The sequence below is a fragment of the Curtobacterium sp. VKM Ac-1376 genome, assembly GCF_015351025.1.
In the GTDB taxonomy this organism is placed as follows: Bacteria; Actinomycetota; Actinomycetes; order Actinomycetales; family Microbacteriaceae; genus Curtobacterium.
On record NZ_JADKRV010000004.1, the window covers coordinates 17,383 to 31,394 of the forward strand.

Here is a 14,012-nt window from a genome sequence, read left to right on the forward strand (position 1 = left end):
TTTCCAACACGTTCCCTGTGTGATTCGTACCCGAACTGTGACGTTGTGGGGGAACGTTCGCGGCGGGCGCGATCCGTGCCTCCAGGCGGAATGCGGCGACAGCCGCCCGCGTTACCATGTCCTATCCGGAACCCGTCGTCGCGTTCCCGGTGTCTCGACCACTTCACGCGCCCACGAAGGGGACCCATGGACCAGCCGGATCCGTTCGGATTCATCGGACTCACGTACGACGACGTCATGCTCCTGCCCGGGCACACCGACGTCATCCCCAGCGAGGCGTCCACGGCGTCCCGGCTCACCAAGCGGATCTCCGTCAACGTCCCGCTGCTCTCCGCGGCGATGGACACCGTCACCGAAGCCCGCATGGCCATCGCCATGGCACGCCAGGGCGGCATCGGGATCCTGCACCGCAACCTGTCCATCGAGGACCAGGCGGCCTACGTCGACAAGGTCAAGCGCTCCGAGTCGGGCATGATCACCAACCCGGTGACCACGACGCCGGACGCCACCGTGGCCGAGGTCGACGCCCTCTGCGGCCAGTTCCGTGTCTCCGGCCTGCCGGTCGTCGAGCAGGACGGCACGCTCGTCGGCATCATCACGAACCGCGACATGCGGTTCGTTGCGACGTTCGAGCAGTCGACCACCTTCGTGCGGGACGTCATGACCAAGGCGCCGCTGATCACCGCGATGGAGGGCATCGACCCCGAAGAGGCGATCGCCATCTTCGCGCAGCACAAGATCGAGAAGCTGCCGCTGGTCGACGCCGAGGGCAAGCTCCGCGGGCTGATCACCGTCAAGGACTTCGACAAGAGCGAGCAGTACCCGGACGCCACGAAGGACGACGAGGGCCGGCTCCGCGTCGGTGCCGCGATCGGTTTCTTCGGTGACGCCTGGCAGCGCGCCGAGGCCCTCCGCGACGCCGGCGTCGACGTCCTCGTCGTCGACACCGCCAACGGCGAGAGCGAAGGCGTGCTCGACATGGTCCGCCGTCTGAAGGCCGACCCGTCGTTCGACGCCATCGACGTCATCGGCGGCAACGTCGCCACCCGCGCGGGTGCTCAGGCGCTCATCGACGCCGGAGTGGACGCCGTCAAGGTCGGCGTCGGCCCGGGCTCGATCTGCACCACGCGTGTCGTCGCCGGTGTCGGTGTCCCGCAGGTGACCGCCGTGTACGAGGCCTCCCTCGCCGCACGCGAAGCCGGCGTCCCGATCATCGCCGACGGCGGTCTGCAGTACTCGGGCGACATCGCCAAGGCCCTGGTGGCCGGCGCCGACACCGTCATGCTCGGTTCCCTCCTCGCCGGCACGGACGAGTCCCCGGGGGACCTGGTGTTCGTGGGCGGCAAGCAGTTCAAGGCCTACCGCGGCATGGGGTCCCTCGGGGCCCTGCAGACCCGTGGCAAGAAGACCTCGTACTCGAAGGACCGCTACTTCCAGGCGGACGTGCCGAACGACGACAAGTTGATCCCCGAGGGGATCGAGGGCCAGGTGCCCTACCGCGGCTCGGTCGGCAACGTCGTGTACCAGCTCACCGGCGGTCTGCGGCAGTCGATGTTCTACGTCGGCGGTCGGACCGTCGCCGAGCTCAAGGCCCGTGGCAAGTTCGTCCGCATCACCGCGGCGGGGCTCAAGGAGTCCCACCCGCACGACGTCCAGATGGTCGTCGAGGCGCCGAACTACCGCAGCTGAGTTCTGGTCCGGGCCGATTCTGGTCCGCGAGACGCCGTCGTGTCGTTTTGCGACTCCTCCACAGCCGGCAACGGACTGGAGGCTCTCCACCGGTCCGACGTGCGAGTCGCCTCGCAGCGTGGTCGCGTTCCATGCTGCGGGCATGAACACGCTCGCCCAGACCGTCCTGGTCCGTGTCCCGTCGGCCCCGCACGAACCGGTGCGTCTGTTCCATGGCGCCGCCGTCGAACGCCCGGAGTGGGAGGCGCTCTCACTCCTCGAACGCCGGCGACTGTTCGTCCGCGCACGGTACGGATCCCTGGAGTCCGAGTGCGTCGTCTCGGGGACCTCGGCCGCGGCGCTCTGGGGGTTGCCCGACTTCGACGCTGCGGACTGGCGGTTGCACGTTATCGACGTCCGGCTCGACAAGACGCACACCGGTCGGGGCGTCGTCCGTCAACCGGGCGGATCCGGAACGGCGAGCGCGTCGTGGTCGACGGGATACCGACGACGTCCCTCGAGCGGACGGTCCTCGACATCGCGCGTCGGCAGTCGTTCACCCACGCCGTCGTCGTCCTCGACCACGTGCTCCGGAGCTCGCCGACCTGCGGCACCCGGACGGCGGGTGGGTGGTCTTCGCCGACCCCGAGGGCAACGAGTTCTGCGTCCTGCGGTCCCAGGCCGAACTCGACGAGGAAGCCGGCCGGCAGAGCTGACCAGCGGGGCCGGCCAGCAGCGCTGGCCCGACGGACCGAGCCCCTACGCGGAGCGCCAGTCGTTCGACGTGATGTGCGAGCCGCCGTGCGGCCCCATCTGCAGCATCCCGCCGTCCACCGGCAGGGACACCCCCGTGATGTACGACGACGCGCGCGACGCCAGGAACGCCACCGCGGCCGCGATCTCCCACGCGTTGCCCGGACGCCCGAGCGGTACCCCGGGGCGGTCGATCGTGTGCGGGTCCTCGTCCTCGGCTCCGGTCATCCTGGTGGCGATCTCGCCGGGTGCGACGGCGTTCACGGTGATGCCGTGCTCGGCGAGCTCGATCGCCATCGTCTTCAGCAGGCCGCCCAGCCCGTGCTTCGCGGCGTCGTAGGCGCTCGCCCCGTACCGCGGCTGGTGCTCGTGCACGCTCGTGATGCCGATGATCCGACCGCCGGTGCCGGCCTGCACCATGTGCTTCGCGGCGGCCTGCATCGTGACGAAGGCGCCGTCCAGGTCCGTCGACACGGTGTGGCGCCACTGGTCGAGCGTCATCTCGAGGAACGGCGCGTTGTCACCGGTGCCGGCATCGGCGACGAAGACGTCGACTCCGCCGAGCTGGGAGACCAGGCGGTCGATGCCCTCCGCGGCGCCCGCGAGGTCGGAGACGTCGACCTGCTCGACGAAGGCCCGGCGTCCGAGGGCTCGGACCTCCTCGGCCGTGGCCTCGGCGCGCTCGGGTTCGGACAGGTACGTGATGCCGATGTCCATGCCGGCCTCGGCGAGCGCGACGGCGGTCGCGCGGCCGATCCCGGATTCGGAGCCGGTGACGATGGCGGTGGTGGGCTGGTAGTCGCTCATGCGGCGGAACGTACGCCGGGCCTCCCGGACGACCTGCCGGACCATCCGCGTGACGCAGGTCTGCCCCGGCCCCCGGCCGCACGACGGGTGCCGCGATCCCTGACCTTCCGCTCAGCAACGTCACGGCTCGATAACGAAACACTTTTGCGTACCACCCCGTCACACGGGCGAAACACATGGACCCTACGTTTCTCGACATCCAGTGGAGGCGTCGCATTCACCCGAAGCGGCAGAGCCTCCGCGCAGAGAAAGGGCTCCACGGATGATCAGAACCACCCGTGCCACAGCGGCACTGGCGTTGGCGGGCGCAGCAGCCGTCCTCCTCGCCGCGTGTTCCACCACCGGCAGTGCTTCCCCCTCGAGCTCGGCGTCGAGCGATTCGAACAAGGACCCCGCCGCCAGCTGCAAGGCCCCCGACACCCCGAGCACGGACGCGCTGAAGATCGGCACGATCCTGCCGCTGACCGGTTCGCTGGCCTACCTCAACCCGCCGGCCGAGTCCGGTGTGGGCCTCGCCGTCAAGGACATCAACGCGGCGGGTGGCGTGCTCGACAAGGACGTCACGATCGACCCCGCGACCGACTCCGGCGACAGCAACGACATGACCGTGTCGAGCTCGGCCGCGACGAAGCTCGTGAACGCGAAGGTCCCGGTCGCGATCGGTGCCGAGTCCTCGTCCGTCACGCTGAACGTCATCGACCAGCTGACGAGCAACTGCATCGTCGAGATCTCGCCGGCGAACACGGCGAGCGACCTCTCCGGCTACTCGTCGTACTACTACCGGACCGCTCCGCCGGACTCGGTGCAGGGTTCGGCGCTCGGTCAGCTCGTGACCGGCGACGGCAACGCGAAGGTGGCGTTCCTGGTCTTCAACGACACCTACGGCACGGGCCTCCGCAACTCGGTGCAGGCAGCGGTCGAGGCCTCCGGCGGCCAGGTCGTGTACGGCGGCAAGGGCGAGGGCCAGGAGTTCCCGCCCGGACAGACCACGTTCTCGTCCGAGGTGACGGCGGCCCTGGCCTCCAAGCCCGACGCGATCGTCGTCCTGGCCTTCGACGAGACGAAGTCGATCATCCCGGAGCTCGTCTCGCAGGGGAACGAAGCGAAGATCTACATGTCCGACGGCAACACGGCTGACTACTCGAAGGACTTCGACAAGGGCACCCTCGACGGCGCGCAGGGCACCATCCCCGGTGCTTCGCCGAAGGACGAGTTCAAGAAGCAGCTGGCCGCCTTCTACAAGGACTCGTCGGGCAAGACGCTCGCCGACTACTCGTACGCCGCTGAGTCCTACGACGCCACGATCCTCGCCGCCCTCGCCGCGGTGAAGGGCAAGGGCACCGACTCGGGCACGATCCAGGCCAACATGGCTGCGGTCTCCGGCGCTGACGGCGGCACCGAGTGCGCCACGTACAAGGAGTGCGTCGCGCTCCTGGACGACGGCGAGGACATCCACTACACCGGCCCGTCCGGCATCGGTCCGTTCGACGACAACAACGACCCGTCGAGCGCCTACATCGGCATCTACAAGTTCGACGGCGACAACAAGCCCGTCTACCAGAGCGCCATCCAGGGTGCGGTGAAGAAGTAGGGCACAGCCCAGCACCGCTCGCCGAAGCGACAGTCCCCCGCGGAACTTCCGTGGGGGACTGTCGCTTTCGCGTTGGTGGCCGGGAGGCCCGGGGATGCGGCCGTCAGGTCGGCTCGACCGGGGTGGGCGCGAACGTCCGGCGGGACGCGCGCGCCGCGACGAAGGAGTCCGCGGTCAGCACCACGAGCGCCACCCAGACGATGCCGAAGCCGAACCAACGCCCGGCCGACATCTCCTCGTGCTGCACCACGACGCCGACGAGCAGCTGCATCACCGGCGCGAGGTACTGCGTCAGGCCCAGGGTCGACAGGCTCAGCCGTCGCGCCGACGACGCGAACAGCAGGAGCGGCACCGCGGTCGCCGGCCCGGTCAGCACCGTGACGGCGACGTGCCCCCAGCCCTCGCTCGCGATGGTCACGCCACCGCCGAGCCCCGTCACCCCGAGCACCACCAGCGCCACGACCGCGATCGGCAGCAGCCACACGGTCTCGATCGTCAGCCCGCTGAGCGCGTCCACGGTGCCGCCGACGCGCTTCTTCACCAGGCCGTACGCGCCGAACGAGAACGCCAGCGCGAGCGCGATCCACGGCATCCGGCCGTAGCCCACCGCGATGACGACGACCGCGACGACGCTCAAGCCCACGGCCGCCCACTGCGCTGGACGCAGGCGTTCGCGCAGGACCACGACGCCGAGCGCGATCGTGACGAGCGGGTTGATGAAGTAGCCGAGTGCCGCCTCGACGGTGTGGCCGGTCGTCGCCGCGAGGACGTACACCGTCCAGTTCACCAGGATGAGGACCGCGGCGAGGCCCATCACGAGCATCACGCGGCGCTGGGCCATCAGGGAACGGGTGCGCAGCCACGACCGGGTGATGGCGATGGCGATCACGCAGAACACCAGGCCGAAGACGATCCGCCAGGACACGATCTCGAACGCCGCGGCGGGGGCCATCGCCGCGAAGAGGAGCGGCATGAGTCCCCAGAGCCCGTACGCCACGATCGCCTGCACCACGCCGACGGATGCCTCGCTGCGGACGGGTCGCGTCGGACTCGGTTCACTCACGGAACCATCCTAGGAACGACCGTTGACCCGTGGGACCCGCACCGGGCCTTCAGGCGGGCTGATCAGGACCGGAGCACCCGGGTGAGGTGCCCCGAACGCACGAACGCCCCGCCGGCCACAGGGCCGGACGGGGCGTCCGAGAGGAGTACTGGACTCAGTGAACGATGACCGCGAGGACGTCGCGGGCCGACAGGACCAGCAGGTCCTCGCCCGAGTACTTGACCTCGGTTCCGCCGTACTTGGAGTAGATGACCTTGTCACCCACGGCAACGTCGAGCGGAACGCGGTTGCCGTTGTCGTCGATCCGACCCGGACCCACGGCGACGACCTCGCCCTCCTGGGGCTTCTCCTTCGCGGTGTCGGGGATGACCAGACCGGATGCAGTGGTCTGCTCCGCCTCGACCTGGCGGATGACGATGCGATCCTCGAGCGGCTTGATGCTGACGGCCACGGTGACCTCTTCTTTCTCGGTACGGACTCGGTACAGATGAAAACCGGGTTGGCACTACGCACAGGAGAGTGCCAACGCCAACTCTAGGGGGCCACTGGCACTCGGTCAATCCGAGTGCCAGCACATCCGGAGAACACCCAGCACCTGGGAGGATCGGGGGCATGGACGCCGCCGAACTCGCCGAACTGCTGACCCCCGACGGGATGGCCCTGCTCGACCGTACGCCCGCTGTCTCGGACGGGGGCGAGATCGTCCGCGCCGTGTCCCGCCTGCGCGCCGACGGACACGGCCCGCGGCTCGTCGCGGCCGTGCTGACGCAAGCGAAGCTGCGCCTGAAGGCCCGCGGCAAGTTCGGCGACTTCGCCGGGCGCATGCTGTTCACCGAGGCCGGTCTCGAGCAGGCCACCCGCCTGCAGGTCGCCGCCCAGCACGCCGGACGCTTCGCCGCCGCCGGCATCACCCGGGTGGCCGACCTCGGCTGCGGCATCGGGGGCGACGCGATGGCGATGGCCGCGCTCGAACTCGACGTCACCGCCGTCGACCGCGACGAGGTCACCGCGGCCGTCGCGACGCACAACCTGGCGGTGTGGCCGAACGCCCGGGTGGAGCTCGGCGACGCGGCGTCCTTCGACCTGTCCTCGGTGGACGGCGTGTGGATGGACCCGGCACGACGCACCTCGGGTCACTCGGACACCCGGCGGTTGTCCGACCCGGACGACTGGTCCCCCTCGCTCGACACCGTGTTCGCCGCCGCGACGACGACCCCGACGGGCGTCAAGCTCGGCCCGGGGATCGACCGCGACCTGATCCCCGACACCGCCGAGGCGCAGTGGACCTCCGTCGACCGCGAGGTCGTCGAGCTCGCCCTGTGGTTCGGCCCGCTCGCCCGACCGGGCATCCGCCGTGCAGCCACCGTGATCGGTGCGCACGGGATCGCCGAGATGACCGGACCGGAGGACTCCGAGGACGCCGAGGTCGGACCGCTCGGCGCCTACCTGTACGAGCCGGACGGCGCCGTCATCCGCGCCCGGCTCATCGGCGATCTGGCCCGCGCACTGGACGGGCACATGCTCTCCGACGGCATCGCCTACGTCACGTCGGACCGCGCAGTGGCCACGCCGTTCGCGCAGGGCTTCCGGGTGCTCGACACCATGCCGCTCGACGTCAAACGCCTGTCGGCCCGACTCGCGGCGGACGGCATCGGCACCGTCGAGATCAAGAAGCGCGGCGTCGACGTCGACCCGGCGCAGTTCCGCAAGCGGCTGCGGTTGCGCGGGACGGGTCGCGTCACCCTCGTGCTCACCCGCCTGGAGGGACGCCACACGGCGATCCTGTGCGAGCGGCTCGGCGACGTGGCCGGCTGACGACCCGCCCACGGTCCCGGCGCGGGGCCCTCCTCGGGCACGCGGTCAGCGGATGACGGCGCCGGTCCCGGAGTCGTAGCCGTAGTCGGACGAGTACCCCGACGAGTTCGCGATCGAGATCCACACCAGGGCGACGATCAGGACGAACAGCCCGGTCATGATCCAGCCGCCGATGATGCCCGCGAGCGCGAGACCCCGCCCGCCCTCGCCGGTCTGCTTGATCTTGCTCAGGGCGACGTGGCCGAGGATCGCGCCGGTCGGGCTCGTCAGGATGACGATCGGCCAGATGATGATCCCGCCGAAGGCGAAGATGATGGACAGGATCGACAGCACGTTCGTCTTCGGTCGCTGCGCGTACGGCTGGTACGCGTACGGGTTGGACGCGTAGGGCTGCTGCTGGACGTACGGGTTCTGCTGCTGGGCGTACGGGTTCTGCTGCTGTTGAGGAGCGCCGTACGGGTTCTGCTGCTGCTGTTGGGGAGCGCCGTACGGGTTCTGCGGCTGCTGCGGAGCGCCGTACGGGTTCTGCTGCTGCGGAGCCGCGTACGGGTCCTGCTGCTGGCCGTACGGGTTCTGGGGCGCTTCCGGGGCCGACGGCGCCTGCGGTGCGTCAGGAGCCTGCGGGGCGTCCGGGGCGGGCGTGCCGTCGGGCTGTCCGTTCGCCGGGCCGTTCGGCGTCTCGCCCGGCTTCGGCCACTCGTTCTGATCAGACACCGTCCACCCCTCTCGGGCGTCCGGTCTCTCCGACGCCCGTGTGAATCCTCCCACAGGCTCCCGAAGAAGGACCGGGGCCGAACTGGTCAGACCTGGACGGTCGTCACCGGCAACGTCGAGTCCGCGGCGATGCCGAGGTCGCTCGGCGCGTGCCCCTCGGCGACCAGGCGTGCCCCGACGGCCGCGATCATCGCGCCGTTGTCGGTGCACAGGTCGAACGGAGGAATCCGCAGCCGCACCCCGGCGGCCGCGCAACGTTCCTCGGCCACCTGGCGCAGCCGGGCGTTCGCGACGACCCCGCCGCCGAGCAGCAGTCGGTCGACCCCGGTGTCGCGGCAGGCGTTCAGTGCCTTGGTGAGCAGGACGTCCACCACGGCCTCGCGGAAGCTCGCGGCAACGTCGGCAACGGGGACCTCGTGCCCCTCGTCGCGGCAGCGCTCCACCCAGCGCGCGACCGCGGTCTTCAGCCCGGAGAACGAGAAGTCGTACCGGTGCGCGGCCATGTCCTTCGGCAGCGTCAGACCGCGCGGGAACCGGATCGCCCGCTGGTCGCCCTCGGCCGCCGCACGGTCGATCTGCGGGCCGCCGGGGTACGGCAGGCCGAGCAGCCGTGCGACCTTGTCGAACGCCTCACCCGCCGCGTCGTCGATGGTCTCGCCGAGCAGTTCGACGTCGCCGACCAAGTCCTTCACGAGCAGCAACGACGTGTGCCCGCCGGACACCAGCAGCGCGATCGTCGGCAGCTCGATCTCGCTGCCGTCCTCGCGCAGCACGTCGGCGCCGACGTGACCGACCAGGTGGTTCACGCCGTACAGCGGCTTGCCGGTGGCCACGGCGAGCGCCTTCGCGGCCCCCACCCCGACCATGAGGGCACCCGCGAGTCCGGGGCCCGCGGTGACCGCGACGGCGTCGAGCTCGTCGAGCGTCACGCCGGCGCGGTCGAGTGCCTCGTGCAGCGTCGGGGTCATCGCCTCCAGGTGGGCCCGTGCGGCGACCTCGGGCACGACCCCGCCGTAGCGCGCGTGCTCGTCCATGCTCGACGCGATCACGTTCGCCAGCAGGGTGCTGCCCCGCACGATGCCGACGCCGGTCTCGTCGCAGCTCGTCTCGATGCCGAGCACCAGTGGTTCAGCCACCGGTGCTGGGTCATCCCTGGCGCAGCTCGTCTCGATGCCGAGCACCAGTGGTTCAGCCACGCTCATCGAGCGCCTCCTGTCCGATCGGTCCGACGGCCGACGTCGGCGCCACCGGGTGGGTCGTCACGGGCAGCTCCGCCCGCATCACCCACGCGTCGACGCCGTCCGGCTGGTAGTACCGGGGCCGGGTCGCGATGTGCTCGAAGCCGAACGCGGTGTACATGGCCTGGGCCACGGGGTTGTCCGCACGCACCTCGAGGAAGACCTCCTGCACGCCGCGGCGTCGTGCCTCGTCGAGGAGCTCGGTGAACAGGACCCGTCCGAGCCCCTTGCCGCGCTGGTCCGCGGCGACCGCGATGGTCTGCACGTCGGCCACCGGGTTGCCCGCGAGCGACGAGAGCCCGGCGTACCCGACGACCAGCGGTGCCGCGGAGTCGTCGATGGTCTCGATGACGACGTAGTACCCGTGCGGCGAGTACAGCTCGCCCGACATCTGCGACGCCGACCAGGCGTCCGTCGGGAACGAGACGTGCTCGAGCCACATGATGTCGTCGAGGTCCTGCGGGTGCGCCCGCCGCAGGCGGAGACCGTCCGGCAGGGTCACTGCTTCACCCGCTTCGGCGCACCCGGCACCGTGACGTCGGGGTCGCGCAGGTACAGGGGCGTGTCCTGGTCGAACGCCGCGCCGGACGCGAGCCGGTCCGCGGCGAGCGCCCCGAGCCTCCAGGCCGGGATGGACAGGGCGGTCACGCGGTCCCAGCCCACCGCTTCGGGCCGGGAGGCACGGATCGCCTCGTCGAGATCGGCCGGCTTGGCGAGACCCGGGCCCGCAACCCGGGTGCCGGTCTGGTCGTACGCGCTCCAGTAGACCTCGCGGCGGCGGGCGTCCGTCAGGACGACGAACGGGACGGCGAGCCCGTCCGCACGCTGGTCTGCGGCGACGGCGTCGTGGCTGACGAGTGGTAGGACGGGGACGCCGACCGCTGCGGCGAAGGTGCGGGCGGCGGCGATGCCGACGCGCAGTCCGGTGAACGGGCCGGGTCCCATGCCGGCGACGACGCCCGTGACGTCCGCGCCGGTGAGGCCGGCCTCGGCCAGCGTGTCGGCCAGGAACGGGCCGATGACCTCGGCGTGCCGACGGCTGTCCTCGGTGTCGCGGGTCGCGAGGGCCTGGCCGGTGGCCGGGTCGACGACGGCGACGGACGTTCCGGCGGAGGTGTCGATCGCGAGCAGCACCCGTCCATCGTAGGCGGCTCCGCCGACCGAACCGGTGGTGGTGTCAGAGGGCCACGCCTGCCCAGCGCGGGCCGGTGGCGGTGACCAGGACGCGGCGGGGCTCGTCGGGGACGTCGTCCGGGTCGTGGTCGACCCGGACGTCGTCCGCGCCGGTCGCACGGGTGATCTCGACGTCGAGCACGCTGTCGCTGATGCCGTCGACCATGCCGCGTCCCCACTCGACGACGACGATCGCGGCGTCCCAGTCGAGGTCGAGGTCGTCGAGCTCCACCGGGTCGGACAGCCGGTAGGCGTCGACGTGCACCAGGTCCGGGCCGGCCGTCGTGGGGTGTGTCCGGGCGAGCACGAACGTCGGGCTGGACACCTGGCCCCGAGCACCGAGCGCTGCGCCGAGGCCGCGGGTCAGCGTCGTCTTCCCGGCACCGAGCGGCCCGGTCAGCACGACGAGGTCTCCGGCGCGCAGGACTGCGGCGAGTCGCGCGCCGAGTTCCCCCATCGCCTCGGTGCTGTGGACGGTGGTGTCGAGCAGGACGTGCGCCGGGTCGGTCACGGCCGCTCGCCTCGCAGGTAGGCGCCGACCCGTCCCTCGACCTCGTGCCCCTCGTAGACCCGGGGCACACGGCTGCCGATCCGGCAGACGATCTCCTCGCCGATGGTGTCGAGCGCCCGGCCCCAGTCGAGCACGGTCATCTCGTCGTGCTCGCCGGTGCCGAAGAGCACCACGGTGTCGCCGGTCTGCACGTCATCGTCGCCGACGTCCACCAGGAACTGGTCCATCGCCACGCGGCCGGCGATCGGGTAGCGTTTGCCGCCGATCGCGACCTCGATGCGGCCCTGCGCCAGACGTGGGACCCCGTCCGCGTAGCCGACGGGCACGAGCGCGAGGGTGGTCTCCGTCGCCGTGCGGTACGTGTAGTCGTACGAGACACCGGTGTCGACGGGGACCCGCTTCGTCTTCGCGACCGAGGCCGTCAGGGTCATCACCGGCTCGAGCCCGAGGTCCGCCGCCGAGACGCCGTCGGCCCCCGGGATCCCGAACAGGTTCGCGCCCATCCGGACCATGTCCTTCCGGAACTCCTTGCGCTCCAGGCCCGCGAGTGACGCGGCGACGTGCTCCATCGGGACGTCGAGCCCCAGGTCCTCGGCGATCTCGATCGCGGCGTCGAAGACGGCGACCGCGGCGCTGTCCTCGTGGTCGGACGACTCCGCCAGGTGCGTGTACGCGGCGACGACCTCGATGCGGCCGTTCCGCTGGGCGTCCCGCGCGAGCTCGACGAGCGCCGGCCAGTCCGCCGGGGTCGCGCCGTCGCGGTGCAGGCCCGAGTCGACGCCCAGGTGCACGCGAGCCGGACGCTGGTCGACGGCGTCGACGATGCGCTGCAGCTCGGCGACGTTCGAGACGCCGAGGTCGACGGCGGAGTCGACGGCGTCGCGGAACTCCAGGTCGGGATCGTGCTGCCAGGTGAACAGGTGGACGTCCTCGCCGACACCGATCGACCGGAGGCGCAGGGCTGCCGGGACAGTCAGGACACCGATCCAGCGGATGCCGGCGTCCACCGCGGCGAGCGCGATCGGCTCGAGGCCGTGCCCGTACGCGTCGGCCTTCATGATCGCCATGACCGACACGGGGTCCATCCACTCGCGGACCAGGTCGAGGTTCGCGCGGTAGGCGTCGAGGTCGATGCGCGCCTGACGCAGGGGTGCGGAGCTCACGTCGTCCTCCGTTCCACGCTGCGGCCGACCCGGGCGACCACCTCGTAGTTGATCGTGCCGATGGCGTCGGCCCAGTCCTCGACGGCGGGGTCACCGTTCGCGGGGTCACCCCAGAGCACAGCTTCGTCACCGACCCGCACGTCGGCGTCACCGATGTCCACGTGCATGGCGTTCATGGCGATCCGGCCGACCACCGGGAACAGCCGGTCGCCGATGCGGACCGAGACCCGGTTGCCGAAGTCACGGTCGAACCCGTCAGCGTACCCGAGTCCGATGACCGCCAGGCGGGTGTCCGTCTCGGCACGCCAGGTGTAGCCGTAGGAGACGCCATCGCCGGCGCTGGCCGGCACGGTGCGCAGCACGGCGGCGGTGACCCGCATCGCCGGGCGCAGGCCCAGGTCGGCCGAGGTGCGGCCCTCGAAGGGGCTCAGCCCGTACAGGGCGAGACCCACGCGGGACAGGTCGTGGCGGGTCTCCGGCACGGCGAGGCTCGCGGCGCTGGCGGCGAGGTGCACCACGTCCGGCACGATGCCGTTCGCGGCCAGTCCGTCGAGGGCGCGCTGCAGTGCGGCGTCCTGGTCGAGGTCCTCGGTGCGCGACGCGTTCGACAGGTGCGACATGAGTCCCTCGACGCGGGTGCGGTTCCCGCCGCGGGTCAGGGCGCCGGCGGTGGCGAAGAGCTCTGCCCACTCGGACTCGACCGCGCCGTTGCGGCTCAGTCCGGTGTCGACGCACAGGTGCACGGCACGGACGTCGGAGTCGGCGGCGGCGGAGAGCTGCTCGACGCTCGACACCGCCGGCGTGATGTCGTACTGCGCGGCGCGCCGGAAGTCCTCGTCGGGGGCGTGCAACCAGGCGAGGATCCGGACACCCTCGTCGATGCCGCCCTGGCGCAGCGCGACGGCCTCGTCGATGTCCGCCACACCGAGCCACTCGGCCCCGGCGTCGACGAACGCCTGCGCGGCGCCGACCGCCCCGTGGCCGTACGCGTTGGCCTTCACGACCGCGATGACCCCGGCCGGGGCGACCTGCTCGGCGATGGTCGCGTAGTTCTCGATCAGGGCCTCACGGTCGAGCGTGATCCCGGTGAACGCAGTCACTGATCCGTTCCTCCCAGAACCACGTCTGTTCCTTCCAGGACCACGTCTGTTCCCTCCAGGACCACGAACGCGGTTGCGATCCCTCCATCATGGGAGAGCGAGAGGTGCACCGACGTGACGCCACGCGCATCCGCCACCTGCCGCGCGCCCTGGTGCAGCGTCAGCGACGGGTTCCGCTGGTCGTCGGACACGACCTCGAGGTCCTGCCAGCTGAGTCCGGCGCTCGACCCGAACGCCTTGATCAGCGCCTCCTTCGCGGCGAACCGTGCCGCGAGCGACGCGATCGGCCGGGGTTCACCGTCACGGAGCTGCTCCGACGGGGTGAACAACCGCGCGCGCATGGCCGGGGTGCGCGACAGCACCCGCTCGAACCGCTCCAGGTCGACCACGTCGACCCCGATGCCGATGATCACGTC

14 protein-coding genes are annotated in these 14,012 nt (G+C 71.0%); 3 read left to right on the forward strand and 11 right to left on the reverse strand.

Going from position 1 to position 14,012, the window contains the following annotated elements:
• The first annotated feature begins 186 nt into the window (after positions 1-186).
• Positions 187-1,689, forward strand: coding sequence for an IMP dehydrogenase (guaB, locus tag ITJ56_RS06745; RefSeq protein ID WP_194629004.1), 1,503 nt, complete (start codon positions 187-189; stop codon positions 1,687-1,689).
• Positions 1,690-2,427: 738 nt separating this feature from the next.
• Here the strand turns inward: guaB and ITJ56_RS06755 are convergent.
• Entirely contained in the window at positions 2,428-3,228 is an 801-nt protein-coding gene (locus ITJ56_RS06755; protein WP_194629006.1) for an SDR family oxidoreductase, read from the reverse strand.
• A gap of 262 nt (positions 3,229-3,490) precedes the next feature.
• On the opposite strand from ITJ56_RS06755, the gene ITJ56_RS06760 reads away from it, so the two are divergent.
• A complete protein-coding gene (locus ITJ56_RS06760) occupies positions 3,491-4,819 on the forward strand; it encodes an ABC transporter substrate-binding protein (RefSeq protein WP_194629008.1) in 1,329 nt (442 codons plus the stop codon).
• Between the two features lie 103 nt (positions 4,820-4,922).
• On the opposite strand, the gene rarD is transcribed toward ITJ56_RS06760, so the two are convergent.
• Both rarD and groES read right to left on the reverse strand, forming a co-directional pair.
• Complete coding sequence (gene rarD, locus ITJ56_RS06765; RefSeq protein ID WP_194629010.1) at positions 4,923-5,882, reverse strand: EamA family transporter RarD; 960 nt, start codon at positions 5,880-5,882, stop codon at positions 4,923-4,925.
• Between the two features lie 154 nt (positions 5,883-6,036).
• Complete coding sequence (gene groES, locus ITJ56_RS06770; protein ID WP_017885484.1) at positions 6,037-6,333, reverse strand: co-chaperone GroES; 297 nt, start codon at positions 6,331-6,333, stop codon at positions 6,037-6,039.
• Between the two features lie 161 nt (positions 6,334-6,494).
• Here groES and ITJ56_RS06775 point away from each other — a divergent pair, with 161 nt between their 5' ends.
• Complete coding sequence (locus ITJ56_RS06775; RefSeq protein WP_194629012.1) at positions 6,495-7,697, forward strand: THUMP-like domain-containing protein; 1,203 nt, start codon at positions 6,495-6,497, stop codon at positions 7,695-7,697.
• 45 nt (positions 7,698-7,742) lie between these two features.
• Here the strand turns inward: ITJ56_RS06775 and ITJ56_RS06780 are convergent, their stop codons facing one another.
• The 8 genes from ITJ56_RS06780 to ITJ56_RS06815 form a co-directional block, all read right to left on the reverse strand.
• Positions 7,743-8,411, reverse strand: a complete 669-nt coding sequence (locus tag ITJ56_RS06780) for a DUF4190 domain-containing protein (RefSeq protein WP_194629014.1) — start codon at positions 8,409-8,411, stop codon at positions 7,743-7,745.
• Positions 8,412-8,497: 86 nt separating this feature from the next.
• On the reverse strand, positions 8,498-9,613 hold the full coding sequence (gene tsaD, locus ITJ56_RS06785; RefSeq protein ID WP_228517308.1) for a tRNA (adenosine(37)-N6)-threonylcarbamoyltransferase complex transferase subunit TsaD: 1,116 nt from the start codon (positions 9,611-9,613) through the stop codon (positions 8,498-8,500).
• On the reverse strand, positions 9,600-10,151 hold the full coding sequence (rimI, locus tag ITJ56_RS06790; protein ID WP_194629016.1) for a ribosomal protein S18-alanine N-acetyltransferase: 552 nt from the start codon (positions 10,149-10,151) through the stop codon (positions 9,600-9,602). Before rimI ends, tsaD begins: the two co-directional genes overlap by 14 nt.
• Entirely contained in the window at positions 10,148-10,783 is a 636-nt protein-coding gene (gene tsaB, locus ITJ56_RS06795; RefSeq protein ID WP_194629018.1) for a tRNA (adenosine(37)-N6)-threonylcarbamoyltransferase complex dimerization subunit type 1 TsaB, read from the reverse strand. The genes rimI and tsaB overlap by 4 nt, the downstream gene beginning before the upstream one ends.
• A 43-nt stretch (positions 10,784-10,826) precedes the next feature.
• On the reverse strand, positions 10,827-11,333 hold the full coding sequence (gene tsaE, locus ITJ56_RS06800) for a tRNA (adenosine(37)-N6)-threonylcarbamoyltransferase complex ATPase subunit type 1 TsaE (RefSeq protein ID WP_323749743.1): 507 nt from the start codon (positions 11,331-11,333) through the stop codon (positions 10,827-10,829).
• The gene (alr, locus tag ITJ56_RS06805) at positions 11,330-12,496 is read right to left on the reverse strand and encodes an alanine racemase (protein ID WP_194629020.1); all 1,167 of its coding nucleotides are present in this window, start codon (positions 12,494-12,496) and stop codon (positions 11,330-11,332) included. The genes tsaE and alr (ITJ56_RS06805) overlap by 4 nt, the downstream gene beginning before the upstream one ends.
• Entirely contained in the window at positions 12,493-13,596 is a 1,104-nt protein-coding gene (gene alr, locus ITJ56_RS06810; protein WP_194629022.1) for an alanine racemase, read from the reverse strand. Before alr (ITJ56_RS06810) ends, alr (ITJ56_RS06805) begins: the two co-directional genes overlap by 4 nt.
• Positions 13,593-14,009 carry a holo-ACP synthase gene (locus tag ITJ56_RS06815; RefSeq protein WP_194629024.1) on the reverse strand — a complete coding sequence of 139 codons (417 nt, stop codon included), beginning with the start codon at positions 14,007-14,009 and terminating at the stop codon, positions 13,593-13,595. Before ITJ56_RS06815 ends, alr (ITJ56_RS06810) begins: the two co-directional genes overlap by 4 nt.
• Positions 14,010-14,012: the final 3 nt, after the last annotated feature.

Coding starts and splice junctions, on each gene's coding strand:
- guaB (WP_194629004.1), top strand. CDS start 187: ATGGACCAGCCGGATCCGTTCGGATTCATCGGACTCACGTACGACGAC.
- ITJ56_RS06755 (WP_194629006.1), bottom strand. CDS start 3,228: ATGAGCGACTACCAGCCCACCACCGCCATCGTCACCGGCTCCGAATCC.
- ITJ56_RS06760 (WP_194629008.1), top strand. CDS start 3,491: ATGATCAGAACCACCCGTGCCACAGCGGCACTGGCGTTGGCGGGCGCA.
- ITJ56_RS06775 (WP_194629012.1), top strand. CDS start 6,495: ATGGACGCCGCCGAACTCGCCGAACTGCTGACCCCCGACGGGATGGCC.
- tsaD (WP_228517308.1), bottom strand. CDS start 9,613: ATGAGCGTGGCTGAACCACTGGTGCTCGGCATCGAGACGAGCTGCGCC.